This window comes from Pseudomonas sp. SO81, assembly GCF_030374125.1.
Classification (GTDB): Bacteria; Pseudomonadota; Gammaproteobacteria; order Pseudomonadales; family Pseudomonadaceae; genus Aquipseudomonas.
The window spans coordinates 1,272,739-1,295,271 of record NZ_CP126126.1 but is presented as its reverse complement, the minus strand read 5'-3'; the positions used below and the strand labels follow the sequence as shown (position 1 = coordinate 1,295,271).

Sequence of the window (22,533 nt, the reverse complement as noted above, 5' to 3'; positions counted from 1 at the left end):
AAGGACATGACCCAGAAGATCATCAAGGTCGGCGATATCGAGATCGCCAACGACAAGCCGTTTGTGCTGTTCGGCGGCATCAACGTCCTCGAATCGCGCGACCTGGCCATGCAGGCCTGCGAAGAATACGTGCGGGTCACCGAGAAGCTCGGTATCCCCTACGTGTTCAAGGCCAGCTTCGACAAGGCCAACCGCTCCTCCGTCACCTCCTTCCGCGGCCCGGGCCTGGAAGAGGGCATGAAGATCTTCGAGGAAGTGAAGAAGACCTTCGGCGTGCCGGTGATCACCGACGTCCACGAGCCGCATCAGGCTGCCCCGGTGGCCGAGGTGTGCGACATCATCCAGCTGCCGGCCTTCCTCTCGCGGCAGACCGACCTGGTGGTGGCCATGGCCAAGACCAATGCGGTGATCAACATCAAGAAGGCCCAGTTCCTCGCGCCCCAGGAGATGAAACATATCCTGACCAAGTGCGAAGAGGCCGGTAACGACCGGCTGATCCTCTGCGAGCGCGGCTCCTCCTTCGGTTACAACAACCTGGTGGTGGACATGCTCGGCTTCGGCATCATGAAGCAGTTCAACTACCCGGTGTTCTTTGACGTCACCCACGCCCTGCAGATGCCGGGCGGCCGCGCCGATTCGGCCGGTGGTCGTCGTGCCCAGGTCACCGACCTGGCCAAGGCCGGCATGAGCCAGGGCCTGGCCGGCCTGTTCCTCGAGGCCCACCCGGATCCGAACAACGCCAAGTGCGATGGTCCTTGCGCCCTGCGCCTGGACAAGCTGGAACCCTTCCTCACCCAGCTCAAGCAGCTGGATGATCTGGTCAAAAGTTTTGCCCCGATCGAGACGGCATAAGCCTCTCGTTCACGCATCTTTCAACTGTTGGAGCTAGCAAGAATGGCAAAGATCGTCGACATCAAGGGCCGTGAGGTTCTCGACTCCCGTGGCAACCCCACCGTAGAAGCCGATGTAATCCTCGAAGGCGGCATCATCGGCTGCGCCTGCGCGCCGTCCGGTGCCTCCACCGGTTCCCGTGAAGCGCTGGAATTGCGCGATGGCGACAAGAGCCGTTACCTGGGCAAAGGCGTGCTGAAGGCCGTGGCCAACATCAACGGTCCGATCCGCGACCTGCTGCTGGGCAAAGACGCCCGTGATCAGAAGACCCTCGACCTGGCCATGATCGAACTGGACGGTACCGAGAACAAAGGCAAGCTGGGCGCCAACGCCATCCTCGCCGTGTCCCTGGCCGCCGCCAAGGCCGCCGCTCAGGCCAAGGGCGTGCCGCTGTATGCGCACATCGCCGACCTCAACGGCACCCCGGGCCAGTACTCCATGCCGGTACCGATGATGAACATCATCAACGGCGGCGAGCACGCCGATAACAATGTCGACATCCAGGAGTTCATGGTTCAGCCGGTCGGCGCCAAGAACTTCGCCGACGCCCTGCGCATGGGCGCCGAGATCTTCCATCACCTGAAAGCCGTGCTGAAGGCCCGTGGCCTGAACACCGCCGTGGGTGACGAGGGCGGCTTCGCGCCGAACCTGGCCTCCAACGAAGACGCCCTGGCCGCCATTGCCGAAGCCGTGGCCAACGCCGGCTACAAGCTGGGCACCGACATCACCCTGGCCCTGGACTGCGCCTCCTCCGAGTTCTTCAAGGGCGGCCAGTACGACCTGGAAGGCGAGGGCAAGGTCTTCAGCGCCGAAGGTTTCGCCGACTACCTGGCCGGCCTGACCCAGCGCTACCCGATCATCTCCATCGAAGACGGCATGGACGAGTCCGACTGGGCTGGCTGGAAAGTCCTGACCGACAAGATCGGCGACAAGGTACAGCTGGTCGGTGACGACTTGTTTGTAACGAATACCAAAATTCTCAAGCGCGGCATCGACGAGAAGATCGGCAACTCGATCCTGATCAAGTTCAACCAGATCGGCTCGCTGACCGAGACCCTGGAAGCCATCCAGATGGCCAAGGCCGCCGGCTTCACCGCGGTGATCTCGCACCGCTCCGGTGAGACCGAGGACAGCACCATCGCCGACCTGGCCGTGGGCACCGCCGCAGGCCAGATCAAGACCGGCTCCCTGTGCCGTTCCGACCGCGTCTCCAAGTACAACCAGCTGCTGCGTATCGAAGAGCAGCTCGGCGGGAAAGCGCCTTATAAAGGCCGCGCCGAGTTCCGCGGCTAAGCCGGGAATGGTAAAAGGGGCAGCGCAAGCTGCCCTTTTCATATGGATATTTCTGTACCGATGTCGAAAGCTCCCTACTGGCTGTTCGTCGCCCTCGTGCTGGTGCTGGCCGGCCTGCAGTATCGCCTGTGGGTGGGTGAGGGCAGCCTGGCCCAGGTCACCGAGCTCAAGCGCCAGATCGCCGATCAGCAGGGCGAGAACGAGCGCTTGCTCGAGCGCAACCGCATCCTCGAGGCCGAGGTGCTGGAGCTGAAGAAAGGCACCGAGACCGTGGAAGAGCGCGCCCGCCACGAGCTGGGCATGGTCAAAGAGGGCGAGACCCTCTACCAGTTGGCCGAATGAACAACCCCGAGCTTCCCGCCTTCTGGGTGGTGATTCCAGCCGCCGGCATCGGCTCGCGCATGCGCGCCGACCGCCCCAAGCAGTATCTGCAGCTGGCCGGGCGGACCATTCTCGAACACAGCCTCAACTGTTTCCTCGATCATCCGCGGCTCAAGGGCCTGGTGCTCAGCCTGGCGGCGGACGATCCCTTCTGGCCGACCCTGGCCTGTGCCAATGACCCGCGCATCTGCCGTGCCGCCGGCGGCGCCGAGCGCGCCGACTCGGTGCTGGCCGGCCTGCTGCAGCTGCTGGAACTGGGCGCCGAGGCCGAGGACTGGGTGCTGGTGCACGACGCCGCGCGTCCCAATCTGGCGCGCAGCGATCTGGATCAGCTGCTCGGCGAGCTGGCGAGCGATCCGGTCGGCGGCCTGCTGGCCGTGCCGGCCCGCGACACGCTCAAGCGCGCGGGTGCCGATGGCCGGGTGGCCGAGACGGTGGACCGCAGCCTGATCTGGCAGGCCTACACGCCGCAGATGTTCCGCTTTGCCGCTCTGCATCGGGCCTTGGCCGATGCGCTGGTGGCTGGCGTGGCCATCACCGACGAGGCCTCGGCCCTAGAGTGGGCCGGACAGGCGCCGAAGCTGGTGGAAGGGCGGGCGGACAATCTGAAGATCACCCGCCCGGAAGATCTGGAGTGGCTGCGCCAGCGCTGGGTGCACAAGGCCTGACGATCTGCTGCGCGTCGGCCAAATGGCGTTGAAAGCGGCCTGGATCGCCAGCCCGGTCGGACTGCTCATTTACGCTTTGTAAACTCCGCGTCCTCAGCCCCTTTCGCCACCATTTCGCTCTGGCTCGCGAGATCGTGTCGCTACTTATACCCGGAACTGATTGATCAACCGGCGCTGCTGCTCGGCCAGCTTCGTCAGCTCGGCGCTGGCGCCGCTGGCCTCGTCGGCGCCGCCCGCCACCTCGGCGGCCACCTGGCCGATGTTGGTGACGTTGCGGTTGATGTCCTCGGCCACCGCGCTCTGTTCCTCGGCGGCGCTGGCGATCTGGGTGTTCATGTCGTTGATCACCGATACCGCCTGGGTGATGTTCTCCAGCGCCGAGGCGGCGATCTGCGCCTGTTGCACGCTGTCGTCGGTGCGCGCCTGGCTCTGCTCCATCACGGTCACCACCTCGCGGGTGCCGTGCTGCAGCTGCTGGATCATGCTCTGGATCTCTTCGGTGGCCTGCTGGGTCTTCTGCGCCAGGTTGCGCACCTCGTCGGCCACCACGGCGAAGCCGCGGCCCTGCTCGCCGGCCCGCGCCGCCTCGATGGCGGCGTTGAGCGCCAGCAGGTTGGTCTGCTCGGCGATACCGCGGATCGCCACCAGGATGGCGTTGATGTTCTCGCTGTCCTTGGCCAGGGTCTGAACCACGCTCACGGCGCGGCCGATCTCGCCGGCCAGGGCGGAAATCGCCTTGGCGGTGCCCTCGACGATGCGCTTGCCGTCGTTGGCCGAGCGGTCGGCGTGGCTGGCCGCTTCCGCCGCCTGTGTGGCGTTGCGCGCCACGTCCTGGGCGGTGGCGGTCATCTCGTGCACGGCGGTGGCGACCTGGTCGATCTCGGCCATCTGCCGCTGCACGCCCTGGTTGGTGCGGATGGCGATGTCGGCGGTGTGCTCTGAGGAGTCGCTGACCTTCTGCACCGAGGTGACCACGTCGCGGATCATGTTCTGCAGCTTGTTGAGGAAGGTGTTGAAGCCGCTGGCGATCTGCCCCAGCTCGTCGGCGCGGTCCACCTGTAGGCGCACGGTGAGGTCGCCGTCGCCCTTGGCGATGTCGTCGAGCATGGCCGCCATGTCCTTCAGCGGACGGGCGATGCCGTAGCCGACGAACCAGATCACCAGCAGGCCGAGGGCGGCGATCAGCAGGCCGACCAGGGCCATGCCGAAGGTGTCCTGGTTGGCCTGTTCGGCCAGGCCGGCCTGCAGCTGCTGCAGATCGGCGAACACCGCCGAGGTCGGCAGGGTGATGGCCAGGGTCCAACGCGTGGAAGTGCCGGCCACCTGGAACGGCAGCAGCAGCTGGAACAGCTGTTGCTCCTCGTCCAGCTTGAGGATCGGCTCGGTGCCGCTGCTCTGCTTGAGGCGCTCTAGCAGCTCCGCGTCGAGGACCTTGGCGGCCGGCTGGCCGACCAGTGTGGCGTCCTTGGTGGCGGCGATCAGGGTGCCGTTGGCGGCGATCAGCGCCAGCTCGCCGGCGCCCTCGTAGAGTTCGCCGTTGGCGCTGGTGAGCAGGCCCTGGATGAAGTCCAGGGCCAGGTCGTTGCCGACCACGCCCTTGAACTGGCCATCGACCAGAATCGGTGCGTTGAACGAGGAGACCAGCACCTGCTTGCCGCCGAAGTCATAGGAGGCCGGGTCGACCACGCAGGGCTGCTTGCTGGCCTTGGGGCACAGGTAGTACTCGCCCTCGCGCACGCCGGTGGGCAGCAGCTTCTCGCTCTCCATCTGCACGGCGGTCAGCGGGGCGACCTTGAATTGTCCGCCATCGCGATACCACCAGGGCATGAAGCGCCCGGTGGCGTCGTAACCGGCGGCTTCCTGGCCGGCGTAGAGATCGTCGTCCTGATCGAAGGCGTTGGGTTCCCAGCCGATGTACAGGTCGATCAGCTCCGGATTCTTTTCCAGGTAGACGCCGACCAGCGTCGACAGCTCGTCGCGGCTCAGGCTGACCTTGGCCGCACCGTCCGCGCCTGGCGCCATCTGGCTGTTCAGCGTGGCGAGCGACTTCGAGAGGGTCATGGGCGCTTCGAACTGGCGCTGCAGCTTGCCGACCTGGGCTTCGGCCAGGGCGACCAGGCGTTGATCGATGACCTGCTCCAGCAGCCCCTGGGTGCGTTCATGCACCAGGGTCTGGGTGCGCGAGCTGGCGAACAGGGCGTACAGCACCAGTGCCACGACAACGGCCAGTACGCTGGCGCCCGCCAGGACGACCACGGAAAACTGGATGGACTTGAAGCGCATAGGGACTCCACATCATCGGGTTGTGCCTGTCCCTGGCTTATCGGCCGCGCCGCACAAAAGCATTAGCCGCCTCTGCAACTAGCAAAGATCGCCAGCGGTCAGAGCGCAAGCGGGAGCATTGTCCCGCTGCGTCTGGCGGCCTAGCATACGGCGCCTGTATTACCCGGAGATTCGATATGCACAGCCTGTTTCGCCTGACTGCCCTGGCCAGCCTTTCCCTGCTGGCGTCCTGCCAGGCCGTGAATACCACCAGCGGCGGCGCCGTGGGCGTGGAGCGCAAGCAGTACATGTTCAGCATGTTGTCCGCCCAGGAGGTGGACAGCATGTATTCCCAGGCCTACCAGCAGACCCTCAGCGAGGCCTCCAGCCAGGGCGCGCTGGACAAGAGCAGCCGCAATGCGCAGCGGGTCCAGAGCATCGCCCGCCGCCTGATCGCCCAGGCCCCGGTGTTCCGCGCCGATGCCGCGCAGTGGGACTGGCAGGTCAACCTGATCGACAGTGAGGAGCTCAATGCCAACTGCGGTCCGGGCGGCAAGATCATCGTCTACAGCGGTCTGATCGAGCAGCTGCAACTGAGCGATGCCGAGCTGGCGGCGGTGATGGGCCATGAGATCGCCCACGCCCTGCGCGAGCACAGCCGCGAGGCCATGTCCAAGGCCTATGGCACGCAGCTGGCGACCCAGGTGGGTTCGGCCCTGCTGGGTCTGGGCGAGGCCGGCAAGCAGGTGGCCGACACCGGGGTGGAATACCTGATGACCCTGCCCAACAGCCGCTCCAACGAGAACGAGGCGGACATCATCGGCCTGGAGCTGTCGGCGCGCGCCGGCTACGACCCGAACGCGGCGATCAGCCTGTGGCAGAAGATGAGCAAGGCTGGCGGTGGGGCGCCACCGGAGTTCATGAGCACCCACCCGTCGTCGGGCAGCCGCATCGCCGCGCTGCAGGCGGCGATTCCCAAGGTCATGCCGCTCTACGAGCAGGCCAGGAAGTAGCGAAAACGGCGCCCGAGGGCGCCGTTGTCATATCAGGGCAGGGCCTTCTCGGCGAAGGGGCGGGTTTCCAGGCCGAGCTGGGCGCGGAAGCTCTCCATGTCGAACATGGTGCAGATCTCGCGGATATCGCCGTTCGGCGCCAGGGTCCAGAAGGCCATGGCCGAGATGCTCAGCACCTTGTCGCTGGGCGGGTAGCCCAGGGCCGGCTTCTCGATGGTGCCGATCAGGGTGCTCCAGGTCACCACCTTGTTGCCTTCGGCGATGCAGTCCTCGATCACCACTTCCATGTCCGGCATGGCGCTGCGGATGTCCTGCACCATCTGGGCGAAGGCGGCGCTGCTCAGCGGGCGGCCGATGAACGAGCTCTTGTAGAGAAAGTCCGGGCTGTGCATCTGCTCGGCAAGTGCCATGCGCCCGCGGTTCCAGGTCAGATCGATATGCTGGCGCACGCGCTTTTTCATTTCATCCAGGGACATGTACTGCTCCTTCAGCACCGGACTGCGCAATTCGTTGCTCAGATTACCCAGTACTGCGACGCCATACACGCCCCGTTTGTGTGCCAGTTCTCGTGACCGGTGATCACAGACCGCCGACGAACCCTAGTGCCTGACAGGCTACATAGATGGCCAGGGCGGCGAAGGCGAGGGCAGCCAGGCGACGAATGAGCGCCAGCGGCAGACGATCGGCGGCGAAGTTGCCCATCAGCACCACCGGCACGTTGGCGATCAGCATGCCCAGGGTGGTGCCGATCACCACCATGAGGAAGTCCGGGTACTGCGCGGCCAGCATCACGGTGGCGATCTGGGTCTTGTCGCCCATCTCGGCGAGGAAGAAGGCGATCAGCGTGGTGAGGAAGGGGCCGTAGCGCTTGAGGTGGGACTCTTCGTCATCGTCCAGCTTGTCCGGAATCAGCGTCCACAGGGCCACGGCGGCGAAGCAGGCGGCGAGTACCCAGCTCAGGGCGGTCGGCGAGAAGAAACCGGCGACCCAGTTGCCTACCGCGCCGGCGGCGAAGTGGTTGGCCAGGGTGGCCAGGACGATGCCCCAGATGATCGGCCAGGGGCGACGGAAGCGGCAGGCCAGCAACAGCGCGAGCAGCTGCGTCTTGTCGCCGATTTCGGCGAGGGCAACGATTCCGGTGGGGACGAGCAGCGATTCCAGCATCAGGCATTCCTAAGGGGCGGGTTCGACTGTTCTATGACACGTACTACCTCCCCGCCCCGGGTGAGGTGTGCGTGTCATAGGTCTTGTCAAACCCAGGCCTGTGCGGGCCGCGGGCCGCATGCGCCATGCTCTGTGGAGCAAGTATGTTGACGCATGCCGGGTGAGCAGGCGCTCACGGGAGACTACTCCCCTAGGACGGCGCGCATTGTGCCCAAGCCGCCCGCGCGGGGCAAGCTCAGTCGTCGTCGCCGCGTACATTCATCTCGTTGTAGCGCACCAGCCGGCTGCCGTGGTTCAGGCGGTAGCCGAACCAGATGGCGAGGAACAGCGGCAGGCTGATGTAGGTGGCGACCAGGCCGGCCCAGTCGATCTCATGGGCGATGAACGCCTGGTAGTTCTGCCCCAGGGTGATGATCAGGCACAGGGCAAAGGCGAACAGCGGGCCGAAGGGGAACAGCTTGGCCCGGTAGGGCAGGTCTTCCAGGCGCCCGCCCTGGGCCAGGTAGCCCTTGCGGAAGCGGTAGTGGGACACGGCGATGCCCAGCCAGGCGATAAAGCCGCACATCCCGGAGGTGTTCAGCAGCCAGGTGTACAGCGTGCTGTCGCCGACGATGGAGGTGAAGAAGCACAGCGCGCCGACCAGGGTGGTGGCGTACAGCGCATTGCGCGGCACGCCGCTGGCGGACAGGCGGGCGAACAGGCGCGGCGCTTTGCCCTGTTTGGCCAGGTTGTAGAGCATGCGGGTCGAGGCGTACATGCCCGAGTTGCCGGCCGAGAGGATGGCGGTGAGGATCACCGCGTTCATCACGCTGGCCGCGGCGGCGAAGCCGGCGCGTTCGAACAGCAGGGTGAAGGGCGACACGCTGATATCGCTGGCATCGTTCTGCAGCAGGCTGGGGTCGGTGTAGGGGATCAGCATGCCGATCACGAAGATGGCTAGGATGTAGAACATCAGGATGCGCCAGAACACCTGGCGGATGGCGATGGGGATGTTCTTGCGCGGGTTCTCCGACTCGCCGGCGGCGATGCCGATCAGCTCGGTGCCCTGGAACGAGAAGCCGGCGATCATCGCCACCCCGACCATGGCCTGCAGGCCGCCGACGAAGGGTGCGTCGCCGCTGGTGAAGTTGCTGAAGCCGGGCGACTCGACGCCACTCATGATGCCGAGGATGCTGGCCAGACCGATGCCGATGAACACCAGCACGGCCACCACCTTGATCAGGGCGAACCAGAACTCGCTCTCGCCGAAGCCCTTCACCGAGACGACGTTGAGCAGGAACATCAGGCCGAGGAACAGGCCGCTCCAGTAGATGCCCGGCACCTCCGGCAGCCAGAAGCTCATGATCAGCTGTGCCGCGACCAGCTCGGCGGCGATGGTTACGGCCCAGTTGTACCAGTAGTTCCAGCCCTGGGCGAAACCGAAGCCTTCGTCGACGAAGCGGCCGCCGTAGGTGCTGAACGAGCCGGATACCGGCATGTGGGCGGCCATTTCGCCGAGGCTGGTCATCAGGAAGTACACCATCACCCCGATCAGCGCATAGGCCAGCAGGGCGCCGCCGGGGCCTGCAGTAGCCACGGTGGCGCCGGAGGCGACGAACAGGCCGGTGCCGATGGAGCCGCCGATGGCGATCATGTTCAGGTGGCGGGGTTTGAGCACGCGCTGCAGGTGCGGTTGCCGGGTATTGCTGTCGGTCACGAAAAATAGCTCCGGAGCGTCGGCCAGGGGCGGACGCTCAAGTGAGGTAGAGAGGGTGTCAGCGGCGGGCGCTATAGATGCGGAAGCCGTCGGCCTCGCTCAGTGTCTTGCAGGGGCCCAGGTGCTGTTCGATCAGGGGCGGGTACTTGAGGAAACTGTTGGCCACCAGGCGCAGCTCGCCACCCTTGTCCAGGTGCCGAGCAGCCTGGCGCAGCAGGTGCTCGCTGGCCTGGTAGTCGGTATGCACGCCGGTGTGGAAGGGCGGGTTGCTGACGATGGCCGCAAGGCCGGTAGGTGCCGCGTCGATGCCGTCGCCGGCGATCACCTCGGCCTCCAGGCCGTTGGCGGCCAGGGTTAGGCGGCTGCTTTCCACGGCAAAGGCATCCACGTCGAGCATGCTCACTTGGCTGTGTGGATAGCGGCGTTTGAGCGTGGCGCCGAGCACCCCGGCGCCGCAGCCGAAGTCGAGCAGATGGCCCTGCGGCAGGCCGTCCAGCTGCTCCAGCAGTAGGGCGCTGCCGCGGTCCAGGCGGCCGTGGCTGAACACGCCGGGCAGGCTCAGGACCCGCAGCGGACCGTCCGCCAGGGGCAGCTCGAAGCGCTGGGCCAGGGCCTGCAGATCGGGCGCGGCCGGGGCGTTGTCCACCGTCACCTGCCACAGCTGACAGTGGCGCGCGCTGTCCAGCTTGCGCGGCTTGCCATAGACGGCCAGCTGCTTGGCGGCGCGCTCGATGCCGCCGCGCTTCTCGCCGACCAGGTACAGCTCGCTGCCGGCCAGGCGTGCGGCCAGGGCCTGCAGCAGGTAGTCGGTGAGCTCGCGGGACTTGGGGAGGAACAGCACGGCGCCGTCGAAGCTGCGCTCGGGCACGCCGGTGCCGAACTGGCTGCGCCCGGCGAAGCGTGCGTCGAGGGTGTTCTGCTCGCCGGCATGCCAGCTCCAGCCATGGGCGCGCGGCAGCTGGCCGAGCAGGTCGTCGGCCGGCAGGCCGGCCAGCAGCAGGTCGCCCTGGAACAGCTCCGCCTGGCGCAGCAGCACCTCGCTTCGTGGGTCCATGGCGATCTCCGGGTCAAAAAAGCTGCGTAGTTTACCCGCTGACCACGCGGATGGGGGCGCCGGCGAAGAAGGCGCGGGCATTCTCCGACAGCTGACCGACGATGCGCTGCCGCGCTTCGCGGCTGCCCCAGGCGTTGTGCGGGGTGATGATCAGCCGCGGTATGTCCGCCGCCAGCAGCGGGTTGCCGCTACGTGGCGGCTCCTCGCTGAGCACATCGAACGCCGCGCCACCCAGCTGGCCGGCGCGCAGGGCATCGGCCAGGGCCTGCTCGTCGACCAGACCGCCGCGGGCGGTGTTGATCAGCAGCGCCTGGGGTTTCATCAATGCCAGCTCGGCGGCACCGATCAGGTGGCGGGTCTGCTCGGTCAGCGGGCAGTGTAGGCTCAGGGCATCGACCTGTGGCAGCAGCTCAGCTAATGGCAGGCGATCGGCGCGGGCCGGACGGCCGGGCAGGGCGCCATACAGCACGTGCATGCCCAAGGCCTCGGCCAGGCGGGCGAAGGCGCCGCCCAGCTCACCGTGACCGAGGATGCCGAGAGTCTTGCCCTGCAGCTCGATGATCGGGAAGTCGAGCAGGCAGAACTGGCTGGCGCGTTGCCAGGCACCGTCGCGGACTGCCGCCTGGTAATCCGGCAGGCGGGTGGCCAGGGCGAGCAGCAGCATCAGCGCGTGCTGCGCCACCGAAGCGGTGCCGTAGCCCTGGCAATTGGCGACCGTGATGCCGCGCGCGCGGGCGGCGGCCAGGTCGATGTTGTTGGTGCCGGTGGCGGAAACCAGGATCAGCTTCAGCTCGGGGCAGGCGGCCAGGGCGGCGGCGCTCAGGTGCACCTTGTTGCTGATCGCCACCTGGGCGCCATGCAGGCGTTCGGCGGCCTGTTCGCTGGTGGAGGCGTCGTGCAGGACCAGTTCGCCGAACACCTGGCGCAGAGGCGCCAGGTCGAGGTCGCCGAGATCGAGGGAGGCGTGATCGAGGAAGACCGCGCGAGGGCTGTTGGTCATCGGCTGTACCTGTTGCTAATACGAAGGACTGGCGTAAGGTTGCCAGCCCGTTGTCCTGATTCCCACTATTCGGAGGTCGCATGTACTGGGCGGAGTTTTTGACCGTGGCGCTGATCCACCTGCTGGCCGTGGCCAGCCCGGGGCCGGATTTCGCCATCGTGGTGCGCGAGAGCGTGGCCCACGGCCGTCGCGCCGGCACCTGGACGGCGCTGGGCGTGGGCACCGGCATCTTCGTGCATGTGGCCTATTCGCTGCTGGGCATTGGCCTGATCGTGTCGCAGTCCATCGTGTTGTTCAATGCGCTGAAGTGGCTGGCGGCGGCTTATCTGTTCTACATCGGCATCAAGGCGCTGCGCGCCAAACCCGCTGCGCCGGGCAGCCTGGATGTGGTTGGTGATACTGCCGAGCGTTCGCCGCGCGGTGCCTTCATGACCGGTTTCGTCACCAATGGCCTGAATCCCAAGGCCACGCTGTTCTTCCTCTCGCTGTTCACCGTGGTGATCAACCCGCACACGCCGCTGGCGGTGCAGGCCGGCTATGGCGTGTACCTGGCGTTCGCCACGGCGATCTGGTTCTGCCTGGTGGCATTGCTGTTCAGCCAGCATCGAGTGCGTGCCGGTTTCGCGCGCATGGGCCACTGGTTCGACCGGCTGATGGGCGCGGTATTGGTGGGGCTGGGTATCAAGCTGGCCTTTACCGAGTTGCGATAAACCGTCGCCCATAAAAAAGCCCCGCCTAGGCGGGGCTTTTCATTTATGCGCTGGTTACAGCAGCTCGATGGCCACGGCAGTGGCTTCGCCGCCACCGATGCACAGCGAGGCCACGCCGCGCTTGCCGCCCTTCTTCTGCAGGGCGTTGATCAGGGTGACGATCAGGCGCGAGCCAGTGGAGCCGACCGGGTGGCCCTGGGCGCAGGCGCCGCCGTAGACGTTGACCTTGGAGTGGTCCAGGCCGTGCTCGCGCATGGCCAGCATGGTGACCATGGCGAAGGCTTCGTTGATCTCGTACAGATCGACGTCTTCCTTGCTCCAGCCGGTCTTTTTGAACAGGTTGCTCATGGCACCGATCGGCGCGATGGTGAACTCACTCGGGTCCTGGCTCTGGGTGGCGTGGGCGACGATCCTGGCCAGCGGCTTGAGGCCGCGCTTGGCCGCTTCCTCGGCGGTCATCAGCACCAGCGCGCTGGCGCCGTCGGAGATCGAGCTGGCGTTGGCGGCGGTGATGGTGCCGTCTTTCTTGAATGCCGGCTTGAGGCCGGGGATCTTGTCCAGGTTGGCGGTCAACGGCTGCTCGTCGTCCTTCACCACCACCTCGCCCTTGCGGCTGGTGACGGTGACCGGGACGATCTCGCTGGCCAGCTCGCCGCTCTGGATGGCGGCCTGGGCGCGCTTGAGCGACTCGATGGCGTAGGCGTCCATCTCCTCACGGGTGATGCCGTACTTGTCGGCGGTTTCCTGGGCGAAGGAGCCCATCAGGCGACCGGTGCGGGCGTCTTCCAGGCCGTCGAAGAACATGTGGTCCTTGATCTCGCCATGGCCCATGCGCAGGCCGCTGCGAGCCTTCTCGATGATGTAGGGGGCGTTGGACATGCTTTCCATGCCGCCGGCGACCATCACTTCGTTGCTGCCGGCCTTGAGCGCGTCGAAGGCCTGCATCACGGCCTTCATGCCGGAGCCGCACAGCTTGTTGATGGTGGTGCAGCCGGTGGCGGACGGCAGGCCGGCGTTCAGCGAGGCCTGGCGGGCCGGGCCCTGTTTGAGGCCGGCGGGCAGTACGCAGCCCATGATCACTTCCTGCACGTCGGCGGGCTGGATACCGGCACGGGCCACGGCCTCGCGAATGGCGGCGGCCCCCAGATCCACGGCAGGGATGCTGGACAGGCTGCCCTGGAAGCCACCCATGGGGGTGCGGGCGCCGCTGACGATGACGATATCGGACATCGGTATTACCTCTGAAGAGTGACGCCGGAACGGCAGGTACGAGGAAATTCTACTGGGTGACCAAAGATGGCCAAAGAGTCACCGGCAAAATCATCCTTTGGGTGGATTAAGCCAGTGGCAGAGCGGTTCTAGATTGTCGACCAACAAAAAACGCAGAACGACAGGTTACCGCCATGCTGCAGACCCGTGTCATCCCCCCGACAGAAAACGCCAACCAGGCCCCGCTGCTGATCAAGCGCCTGCTGCTGTCCGGCAGCCGCTACGAGAAGACCCGCGAGATCGTCTACCGCGACCAGCTGCGCTACAGCTACGCCACCTTCAACGAGCGCGTGGCGCGCCTGGCCAATGTGCTGAGCGATGCCGGGGTGAAGGCCGGTGACACTGTGGCGGTGATGGACTGGGACAGCCACCGTTACCTGGAGTGCATGTTCGCCATCCCGATGATCGGAGCGGTGTTGCACACCATCAACATTCGCCTGTCGGCGGATCAGATCCTCTACACCATGAACCACGCCGAGGATAAGTTCGTGCTGGTCAACAGCGAGTTCGTGCCGCTGTACAAGGGCATCGAGAACCAGCTGACCACGGTGGAGAAGACAATTCTGCTCACCGACGGCGCCGAGAAGACCGCCGAGCTGCCCAACCTGGTCGGTGAGTACGAGAATCTGCTGGCTGCTGCCAGCCCGAAGTACGACTTCCAGGACTTCGACGAGAACTCGGTAGCCACCACTTTCTACACCACCGGCACCACCGGTAACCCCAAGGGCGTGTACTTCACCCATCGCCAGCTGGTGCTGCACACTCTGGCCGAGGCCAGCGTGCTGGGCAGCGTGGATAGCGTGCGCCTGCTGGGTACCAATGACGTGTACATGCCGATCACGCCGATGTTCCATGTGCACGCCTGGGGCATTCCCTACGCGGCCACCATGCTCGGCATCAAGCAGGTCTACCCGGGGCGCTACGATCCCGAGCTGCTGGTGCAGCTGTGGCGGAAGGAGAAGGTCACCTTCTCTCATTGTGTGCCGACCATCCTGCAGATGGTGCTCAACGCCAAGGCGGGGCAGGGCCAGGACTTTGGCGGCTGGAAGATCATCATCGGCGGCAGTGCACTCAATCGTGCGCTTTACGAGGCGGCCAAGGCGCGTGGCATCCAGCTCACCGCGGCCTACGGCATGTCCGAGACCTGCCCGCTGATCTCCTGCGCCCATATCAACGAAGAACTCAAGGCCGGCAGCGAGAGCGAGCAGATCACCTACCGCATCAAGGCCGGCGTGCCGGTACCGCTGGTGGAGACCGCGCTGATGGGCCCGGACGGCCAGCTGCTTCCGGCGGACGGCGAAACCCAGGGTGAGCTGGTGCTGCGCGCCCCCTGGCTGACCATGGGCTATTTCAACGAGCCGCAGAAGAGCGCGGAGCTGTGGGAACATGGCTGGCTGCATACTGGTGACGTCGCCACCCTGGACGATCTCGGTTACATCGATATCCGCGACCGTATCAAGGATGTGATCAAGACCGGCGGGGAGTGGCTGTCGTCGCTGGAATTGGAGGATCTGATCAGCCGGCACTCGGCAGTACGCGAAGTCGCGGTGGTCGGTGTGCCTGACCCGCAGTGGGGCGAGCGTCCCTTCGCCCTGCTGGTGCTGCGCGAGGGCCAGAGCCTAGATGCCAAGGGCCTCAAGGAACACCTGAAGCCTTTCGTGGAACAGGGCTGCATCAACAAGTGGGCGATACCCAGTCAAATCGCACTTGTTACCGATATTCCCAAAACCAGTGTGGGCAAGCTGGATAAGAAGCGAATTCGTCTTGATATCGCTCAGTGGCAGGCGGCAGGCAGCGCATTCCTGTCTACGCTCTGAGGCCTGAGGGCGGGGCGCATGGCCCTTTTATACTCCGTCCGAGCAAACGCTTGGCTTGTTAATTGCTATCGCGTGATGAATCTGGCTGGCACGCATGCGCGTGACCGGCCGGTCTAGAGAGGCTGGGGACTGGAAATCACACTTTAGGGGGATCAAGCCCAGGGGGGTGGTAGCTATAGTCCGCGGCATCCATAACAAAAAACACATGGAGTAGCGTCGATGACAACCACTAAACCGTTCTGGCGTATGGCCAAACTGCCTCTGGCAGTCAGCCTTGCCTCAACCCTCGCTGCCCCGGCTTTCGGTGTCACCTTCAATATTGGTGAGATCGAGGGTCAGCTCGATTCCTCTCTGTCCGTGGGGGCCAGCTGGTCGGTGCGCAGCGCCGATCGTGATTTGATCGGTGTCAACAACGGCGGCCAGGGCCTGTCGCAAACCACCGACGACGGTCGTCTGAACTTCAAGAAGGGCGAAACCTTCTCGAAAATCTTCAAGGGCATCCACGACCTCGAACTGAAGTACGGCGATACCGGCGTATTCGTCCGTGGCAAGTACTGGTACGACTTCGAACTGAAGGACGAGCATCGCCTGTTCAAGGACATCGACGACTCCAACCGCAAACAGGGCGCCCAGGCCTCCGGTGCCGAGATCCTCGACGCCTTCGTCTATCACAACTACGCCATCGCCGATCAGCCGGGCTCCGTGCGTTTTGGTAAGCAGGTCGTGAGCTGGGGTGAGAGCACCTTCATCCAGAACGGCATCAACGCGGTAAACCCGGTCGACGTGGCTGCGTTCCGTCGTCCTGGTGCCGAGATCAAGGAGGGCCTGATCCCGGTCAACATGTTCTACGTCTCGCAGAGCCTGACCGACAACCTGTCGATGGAAGCCTTCTACCAACTGGAGTGGGAGCAGACCGTAGTCGACAACTGCGGCACCTTCTTCTCCCAGGTTGACGTCGCGGCGGATGGTTGCGATGACAACCTGCGTCTGCTCACTAACAACGAGGCTCGCGTCAACGGTGTTCTGAACCCGCTGCTGGTTGCCAACGGTCTCGATCCGCTCGATATCAACAGCGAAGGTAACTTGGTCGTTCGCTCTGACGATCGTGATGCTCGCGATAGCGGACAGTGGGGCCTGGCATTCCGCTACTTCTTCGAACCGCTGGATACCGAGTTCGGCGCCTACGCCATGAACTACCACAGTCGCGCGCCGATCCTCAGCGCCACCGCGCCGGGTCAGGAAGTCTACGATGTGGCTAACGGAATCCTGCCAGTTCTCAATGGTTCGGCTTCTGCCCTGGCCATTGCCGGTAGCTCCAGCTACTTCATAGAGTATCCGGAAGACATCCGTCTTTATGGTCTGAGCTTCTCCACCACTCTGCCCACCGGCACCGCCTGGAGCGGCGAGGTCAGCTATCGCCCGAATGCACCGGTCGCTCTGAACACTACCGACGTGCTGTATTCGGCTGTTCGACCGCTGAACAACCCCGGCTTTGCAAACCCGTATGCCGATGCGTCCGTTCTGAGCGCAGCCCCGGGAGCGACCCGTCACGGCTACAACCGCAAGGAAGTAACGCAGATTCAGACCACCTTCACCCACTTCTTCGATCAGGTCATGGGCGCAAGCCGTCTGACCCTGGTGGGCGAAGTCGGCATGACCTTCGTCGGCGGCCTGGAGCACAACAGCGAGGCCCGCTACGGCCGTGATCCGGTCTTCGGTCCGGGCGAGCTGCCGAATGGTACCTGTGAGGCTCTAAACAATGTGACCATCGCTGGTGCGGTCGACAACGCCGACTTCAGCAATGCCACCAAGAACTGCAATGACGACGGCTTCACTACCCACAGCTCCTGGGGCTACCGTACTCGTGCCATCTGGGATTACCCGGATGTGTTCGCCGGTATCAACCTGCGTCCGAGCGTGGCCTGGTCGCATGACGTCGATGGCTACTCCCCGGGTCCGGGTGCCAACTTCGAAGAAGGTCGTAAGGCCGTCAGCCTGGGCCTCGAGGCCGAGTACCAGAACACCTACACGGCCAACCTGTCCTACACCGATTTCTTCGGTGGCGACTACAACACCTCGATTGACCGTGACTTCGTAGCCTTTAGCGTCGGCGCCAGCTTCTAAGCGACCAGGATCCTCTGAGGAAACACATGCAAATGAAAACAACAAAGTACATGCTGCAATCCGGTGTCCTGGCGCTTTCCATGCTGGCCACCAGCGTAATGGCTGCTGTTTCTGCCGATGAAGCTGCCAAGCTCGGCACCACCCTGACTCCGCTGGGCGCCGAGAAGGCCGGTAACGCCGATGGCTCCATCCCCGAGTGGACCGGTGGTCTGCCGCAGAACGCCGGCACTGTCGATGGTCGCGGCTTCCTGTCCGATCCCTTCGCCAGTGAACAGCCGCTGTTCACCATCACCGCGCAAAACGTCGATCAGTACAAGGACAAGCTGACCCCCGGTCAGCAGGCCATGTTCAAGCGCTACCCGGACAGCTTCAAGATCCCGGTGTACCCGACCCATCGTTCCGCCACTGCACCGCAGAGCGTGCTGGACGACGTGAAGGCTAACGCCACCACCACCAAGCTGGTCGAAGGTGGTAACGGTCTGGAAGGCTTCAAGACCGCCTATCCCTTCCCGATTCCGCAGAACGGCCTGGAAGCGATCTGGAACCAGATCACCCGCTATCGCGGTGGCAGCGTGCGTCGTCTGGTGACCCAGGCTACTCCGCAGGCCAACGGTTCCTACAGCCTGGTTTACTTCCAGGATGAGTTCACCTTCCCGACCAGCCTGACCGACTACGATCCGAGCAAGCCGAGCAACATCCTGTTCTACTTCAAGCAGCGCGTAACCGCTCCGGCTCGCCTGGCCGGTAACGTTCTGCTGGTCCACGAGACCCTGAACCAAGTGAAGGAGCCGCGTCTGGCCTGGCTGTACAACGCCGGTCAGCGCCGCGTGCGCCGCGCTCCGCAGGTGTCTTATGACGGTCCAGGTACCGCCGCCGACGGTCTGCGTACTTCCGACAACTTCGACATGTACAACGGTGCTCCTGACCGTTACGACTGGAAGCTGAACGGCAAGAAGGAGATCTACATTCCGTACAACTCCTACAAGCTGGACTCGCCGAAGCTGAAGTACGCCGACATCATCAAGGCCGGCCACCTGAACCCGGAGCACACTCGCTACGAGCTGCACCGCGTCTGGCACGTGACCGGTACCCTGAAGGCCGGCGAGCGTCACATCTACGCCAAGCGTGATGTGTTCATCGACGAGGACAGCTGGCAGGCCGCGGTCATCGACCATTACGACGGTCGTGGCGCCCTGTGGCGTGTCGCCGAGGCTCATTCCCAGTACTACTACGACAAGCAAGTGCCGTGGTACACCGTGGAAACCCTGCACGACATCATCTCCGGTCGCTACCTGGCCCTGGGCATGAAGAACGAGGAGAAACAGTCCTACGACTTCAACTACAAGGCCGCTACCACCGATTACACCCCGGCAGCTCTGCGTCAGGCCGGCGTGCGTTAATCCTCGCTCCACCCCTGAAAAAGCCGGCCTTGCGCCGGCTTTTTCTTTTCTGACGGACCGGCTGGGCTTCAAATGCACGGCGCAAGGGGATAGGCTGCGGGCATTTCACGTCCAGCCCAAGACCGCCCTTGTGACCGATCTTTCCAGCTCGCCCGGCCTCGTCAGCGTACCGGTTTCCACCGGCGAGCCGCGCTTCTTCAGACCTCCGCTACCTGCCGGACATGTGCGTCGGCCGCGCCTGTGCGAGCGTCTGGAACAGGGCATGGACGGGCGCCTGCTGCTGGTTTGCGCACCGGCCGGATTCGGCAAGAGCTCGTTGGCCGTGGAGTTCTGCGAGCGTCTGCCCGCCCAATGGCAGAGCCTGTGGCTGAGCCTGAATCGTCGCGACAGCGATCCCGGGCGCTTCCTCGAACGCCTGCTGGAAGGGCTGCGCCAGCATTTCCCGCGGATCGGTGACGAGGCCCTGGGCATGCTGAAGATGCGCCAGCGCCACCAGCCCTTCGCCTTCGAGGAATGGCTGGACGGCCTGCTCGACGAGCTGGGCGAGCACCTCGATCCGCATAACCCTTTGCTGCTGGTGCTGGACGACTACCACCTGGCTCAGGGTGCGGTGCTGGATCGCTGCCTGCAGTTCTTCCTCAACCATCTGCCGGCTGGGATGCTGGTGCTGGTCACCAGCCGTCAGCGCCCGGACTGGCATCTGGCGCGTCTGCGCCTGTCGCGGCAACTGCTGGAGCTGCAGGAGCAGGACCTGCGCCTGACCCTGGACGAGACTCGCGAGCTGTTCTGCGCCCAGGGCGCCGAATTGCCCGGTGAGGCGCTGGACAGCCTGCTGCAGCGCAGCGAGGGTTGGGTTGCTGGCTTGCGCCTGTGGCTGTTGGCCGCCAGCGAGGGCGAGCGCGATCTGCACGGCGCCCAAAGCATGATTCGCGACTACCTGCTGGAGGAAGTCATCGAGCGTCAGCCTCCCGAGCTGCAGGCCTTTCTCTATGACACCGCCTGCCTCGAGCGCTTCTGCGCCGAACTGTGCGATGCGGTGCGCGACAGCCACGACAGCACCGCCATCCTCCAGCACCTGCAGGCCCACCAGGTGTTCCTGGTGCCGCTGGACGATCAGGGGCGCTGGTTCCGCTATCACCACCTGTTCTCCGACCTGCTGCGCGCCAATCCGGCCAGCCAGCTGTCGCAACCGCCGGCGCGCCTGCACCTGCGTGCCTGCCGTTGGTTCAGCAGCCAGGGCCAGCTGGACGAGGCGGTCGAGCAGGCGTTGCGCGCCGGGCAGCCGGATGTGGCAGCCAGCCTGGTGCAGAACTTCTCCGAAGAACACCTGCTCGCCGAGCAGAACGTGGCCATGCTGCTGCGCTGGAAGATGGACCTGCCGGACAGCCTGCTGACCAGCACGCCGCGCCTGATCCTGCTGTACAGCTGGGCCCTGGCATTGGCCTGCCAGCTGGATGCGGCGGAGGACCTGGCCAATCACCTGGTGCGCTTCCTGCCGGCGCCCACCGCGGCCGAGCAGCAGTCGCTGCTGGCCCAGTGGCTGGCCGTCAGCGGAGTGATAGCCCGCGGCCGCGGCGACAGCCAGAATGCCGAACTCTATTGCGCCGAGGCCCTGGCCGGCATGCCTGCGCAACACTACGGCTCGCGCCTGCTGTGTCTCTCCACCCTGGCCAACCTGGCGGTGGTGCGTGGCGACCTGTGGCGCGCGCGTGGGCTCAACCGCGAGGCTCTGGAGCTGGCCCAGCGCCAGGACAACCCGTTGTTCGAGGCCTTCTGTCATTACGATCGTGGCCGGGTCCTGCTGGCCCGCGGCGAGATACTGCGGGCGCTGGAAGAGGTGCGTGCGGGGCTGGAACGCCTGCGTGGTCTGTCGCTGCAGCGGGTCTACGCGGTGCGCGCGCGTCTGACTCTCTATGAAGGTTTCCTGCTCGCCCTGCGTCTGCAGCCGGAGGAGGCCAGCCGCCGCCTGCAGGCCGGCATCGCCGAGGCGCGCAGCTGCCGCGACATCAGCCTGCTGATCGGCTACTGCATCCTGGCCAGCCAGGAGGGCAGGGCGGGGCGCTTCAACGAAGCCTTCGCCCAGCTGGCCGAGGCAGAGCGCCTGATGCACATCTGGGACGTGCCGCCGGTGTATTACCTGGCGATGATCACCGTGACCAAGTGCGAGCTGTGGCTCAGTCAGGGGCAGGTCGACCTGGCCAACGCCTGGCTGCTGCGCCTGGCCGAGACCTATGGTGGCGAGCAGGCGGCCGCCGCGCCGGAGTTCCATCCACAGTTGCCGCTGCATATCGAGCTGCAGCGCGCGGCCCTGGAGCGCCGCCAGGGCCAGCCCGAGGCCGCCGAGCGGCGTCTGCGTGCACTGGTGCTGCGAGCCCAGGCCCAGGGCGGACAGTTGCTGGGTGTATTCGCCCAAGTGCAGTTGAGTCTGCTGCTGTTTGCCGGTGGGCGCGAGCGCGATGCCCAGCAGCAGTTGCTGACCAGTTTCGAGACGGCTCGGGGCGGTACGCTACTGCCGTTCTATGAGCTGCTCGCCCACCAGCCGACCTGGCTGCGGGCGCAGTTGCAGACGGCGCCAGCGAGCCCGCTGAGTGAGGCCCTGCGCGAGCGCCTGCCGGCGGAGGTCGAGGCCGAGCCGCTGCCCAGCGGCGCGACCGAAGCGCTCAGCACCCGCGAGTTGGCGGTGCTGCGCCTGATCGCCTTGGGTTGCTCCAACCAGGAGATCAGCGAGCGCCTGTTCATCTCCCTGCACACGGTCAAGACCCACGCCCGCCACATCAACAGCAAGCTCGGCGTCGAGCGGCGCACCCAGGCGGTAGCCAGGGCCAAGGGCCTGGGCCTGCTCAGCTGACTTCCGCCACCGCGTCGAATTCGCGGCGTTTCTCCAGGATCAGCTGCAGATTGTCGTGCTGCCAGGGATGGAAGTCGGCCCGGTAGAAGTCAAAGTAGGCCCGTACCAGCGGGCGCAGGATGCCGCGGCTACCCCACAGCCAGACCAGGCCGTCGCGCCAGATTCGCCAGCTCGCCAGCAGGCCGTCGCGGCGCAGCATGTGCAATAGCCCCTTGATTGTGTCCAGGGTGAAGAAGAAGGTGCTCTGCAGCATGGCGCGGCGACGCATCCACAGTTGGCCGCAGACCTGCTGGTAGAGGTCGAAGGCCACCGCCTTGTGCTCGCTCTCCTCCAGCGCGTGCCAACGCCACAGACGGGCCATGTCCGGGTCGGCGCCTGCCAGCCAGTCGGGGTTCTGCAGGATGGCGTCGGCCATGATCGCGGTCAGGTGCTCCACTGCCGTGGTGGCTGCCAGGTGCACCTTGGGCGGCAGGTGCTTGCGCACGAAGCCCAGGCGTCGCTTCAGGCGCCGTTCCAGGTAGTCGAGGTCATAGCCGGTGGCGCGCAGGGCGTCGCTGTAGTGCTGGTGTTCGCGGCTGTGATGCGCCTCCTGACCGATGAAGCCGCGGATCTGTGCCAACTGCTGGGGATCGGTCACCTGGTCGCGGTAGGCGCGCACCGAGTCGATGAAGAAGCGCTCGCCCTCGGGGAACAGCAGCGACATGGCATCGAAGAAATGGCTCTTGAACGCGTCGCCGCCGTGCCAGTGGCGAGCCCAGGGCGTAGGGAAGTTGAACTCGGGCTGACGCGGCGCGATCTGCAGGTCGTGCGGGGTAAGGCTGTGCATGCGGCCTCCCATCTTGTTGTTATGGCGTGGTCGGACTATGGGCTTGCCGGCTTTTCGCGGACAAGGTTATCTTCAGCCAATATTCAGGTCATATCCGGCCACTGGCGAATACGGCGA

General features: G+C 65.1%; 17 protein-coding genes, 2 pseudogenes and 1 riboswitch. Of the genes and pseudogenes, 10 read left to right on the top strand and 9 right to left on the bottom strand.

The features are described 5' to 3' along the window. Positions 1-6: 6 nt before the first annotated feature. From kdsA to ispD, 4 genes are read left to right on the top strand one after another with little or no spacing between them, the layout of a single operon-like run. Complete coding sequence (kdsA, locus tag OH686_RS06275) at positions 7-852, top strand: 3-deoxy-8-phosphooctulonate synthase (protein ID WP_289536905.1); 846 nt, start codon at positions 7-9, stop codon at positions 850-852. Positions 853-894: 42 nt separating this feature from the next. Continuing rightward, positions 895-2,184, top strand: a complete 1,290-nt coding sequence (eno, locus tag OH686_RS06270; protein ID WP_289536904.1) for a phosphopyruvate hydratase — start codon at positions 895-897, stop codon at positions 2,182-2,184. A gap of 60 nt (positions 2,185-2,244) precedes the next feature. Next, entirely contained in the window at positions 2,245-2,526 is a 282-nt protein-coding gene (ftsB, locus tag OH686_RS06265; protein ID WP_137974343.1) for a cell division protein FtsB, read from the top strand. Continuing rightward, complete coding sequence (gene ispD / locus OH686_RS06260; RefSeq protein ID WP_289536902.1) at positions 2,523-3,233, top strand: 2-C-methyl-D-erythritol 4-phosphate cytidylyltransferase; 711 nt, start codon at positions 2,523-2,525, stop codon at positions 3,231-3,233. The genes ftsB and ispD overlap by 4 nt, the downstream gene beginning before the upstream one ends. A 144-nt stretch (positions 3,234-3,377) precedes the next feature. On the opposite strand, the pseudogene OH686_RS23335 reads toward ispD, so the two are convergent. Together OH686_RS23335 and OH686_RS23330 are read right to left on the bottom strand one after the other, a co-directional pair. Continuing rightward, a pseudogene (locus tag OH686_RS23335) lies at positions 3,378-3,974 on the bottom strand (methyl-accepting chemotaxis protein); the annotation flags it as partial. Between the two features lie 261 nt (positions 3,975-4,235). After that, positions 4,236-4,436, bottom strand: a pseudogene (locus OH686_RS23330) (HAMP domain-containing protein); the annotation flags it as partial. Between the two features lie 1,256 nt (positions 4,437-5,692). On the opposite strand from OH686_RS23330, the gene OH686_RS06250 reads away from it, so the two are divergent. Continuing rightward, a complete protein-coding gene (locus tag OH686_RS06250) occupies positions 5,693-6,508 on the top strand; it encodes a M48 family metallopeptidase (RefSeq protein WP_289536899.1) in 816 nt (271 codons plus the stop codon). A 32-nt stretch (positions 6,509-6,540) separates the two neighbouring features. Here the strand turns inward: OH686_RS06250 and OH686_RS06245 are convergent, their stop codons facing one another. The 5 genes from OH686_RS06245 to OH686_RS06225 form a co-directional block, all read right to left on the bottom strand. After that, on the bottom strand, positions 6,541-6,984 hold the full coding sequence (locus tag OH686_RS06245) for a ketosteroid isomerase-related protein (RefSeq protein WP_289536898.1): 444 nt from the start codon (positions 6,982-6,984) through the stop codon (positions 6,541-6,543). 103 nt (positions 6,985-7,087) lie between these two features. Next, positions 7,088-7,669, bottom strand: coding sequence for a TMEM165/GDT1 family protein (locus tag OH686_RS06240; protein WP_289538844.1), 582 nt, complete (start codon positions 7,667-7,669; stop codon positions 7,088-7,090). A gap of 91 nt (positions 7,670-7,760) precedes the next feature. After that, positions 7,761-7,875: riboswitch (yybP-ykoY riboswitch) on the bottom strand. 32 nt (positions 7,876-7,907) lie between these two features. Continuing rightward, positions 7,908-9,368 carry an amino acid permease gene (locus OH686_RS06235; protein ID WP_289536897.1) on the bottom strand — a complete coding sequence of 487 codons (1,461 nt, stop codon included), beginning with the start codon at positions 9,366-9,368 and terminating at the stop codon, positions 7,908-7,910. 58 nt (positions 9,369-9,426) lie between these two features. Next, on the bottom strand, positions 9,427-10,422 hold the full coding sequence (locus tag OH686_RS06230; RefSeq protein ID WP_289536895.1) for a methyltransferase: 996 nt from the start codon (positions 10,420-10,422) through the stop codon (positions 9,427-9,429). Between the two features lie 31 nt (positions 10,423-10,453). Continuing rightward, positions 10,454-11,422, bottom strand: a complete 969-nt coding sequence (locus tag OH686_RS06225; RefSeq protein ID WP_289536893.1) for a 2-hydroxyacid dehydrogenase — start codon at positions 11,420-11,422, stop codon at positions 10,454-10,456. A gap of 80 nt (positions 11,423-11,502) precedes the next feature. Between OH686_RS06225 and OH686_RS06220 the strand changes: the two genes are divergently transcribed. Further along, entirely contained in the window at positions 11,503-12,132 is a 630-nt protein-coding gene (locus OH686_RS06220) for a LysE family transporter (protein WP_289536891.1), read from the top strand. 54 nt (positions 12,133-12,186) lie between these two features. Here the strand turns inward: OH686_RS06220 and OH686_RS06215 are convergent, their stop codons facing one another. After that, complete coding sequence (locus tag OH686_RS06215; protein WP_289536890.1) at positions 12,187-13,362, bottom strand: thiolase family protein; 1,176 nt, start codon at positions 13,360-13,362, stop codon at positions 12,187-12,189. Between the two features lie 173 nt (positions 13,363-13,535). On the opposite strand from OH686_RS06215, the gene OH686_RS06210 reads away from it, so the two are divergent. From OH686_RS06210 to OH686_RS06195, 4 genes are all read left to right on the top strand, one after another. Further along, positions 13,536-15,218 carry a fatty acid--CoA ligase gene (locus OH686_RS06210; protein WP_289536888.1) on the top strand — a complete coding sequence of 561 codons (1,683 nt, stop codon included), beginning with the start codon at positions 13,536-13,538 and terminating at the stop codon, positions 15,216-15,218. A gap of 219 nt (positions 15,219-15,437) precedes the next feature. Beyond that, complete coding sequence (locus OH686_RS06205) at positions 15,438-17,342, top strand: DUF1302 domain-containing protein (protein WP_289536886.1); 1,905 nt, start codon at positions 15,438-15,440, stop codon at positions 17,340-17,342. Positions 17,343-17,374: 32 nt separating this feature from the next. Further along, the gene (locus OH686_RS06200; RefSeq protein ID WP_289536885.1) at positions 17,375-18,742 is read left to right on the top strand and encodes a DUF1329 domain-containing protein; all 1,368 of its coding nucleotides are present in this window, start codon (positions 17,375-17,377) and stop codon (positions 18,740-18,742) included. A gap of 130 nt (positions 18,743-18,872) precedes the next feature. Then, a complete protein-coding gene (locus OH686_RS06195; protein WP_289536884.1) occupies positions 18,873-21,590 on the top strand; it encodes a winged helix-turn-helix domain-containing protein in 2,718 nt (905 codons plus the stop codon). Here OH686_RS06195 and OH686_RS06190 read toward each other — a convergent pair. After that, positions 21,583-22,416 (bottom strand): metal-dependent hydrolase, encoded by an 834-nt coding sequence (locus tag OH686_RS06190; protein WP_289536883.1) that lies wholly within the window; start codon positions 22,414-22,416, stop codon positions 21,583-21,585. The genes OH686_RS06195 and OH686_RS06190 overlap by 8 nt on opposite strands. Positions 22,417-22,533: the final 117 nt, after the last annotated feature.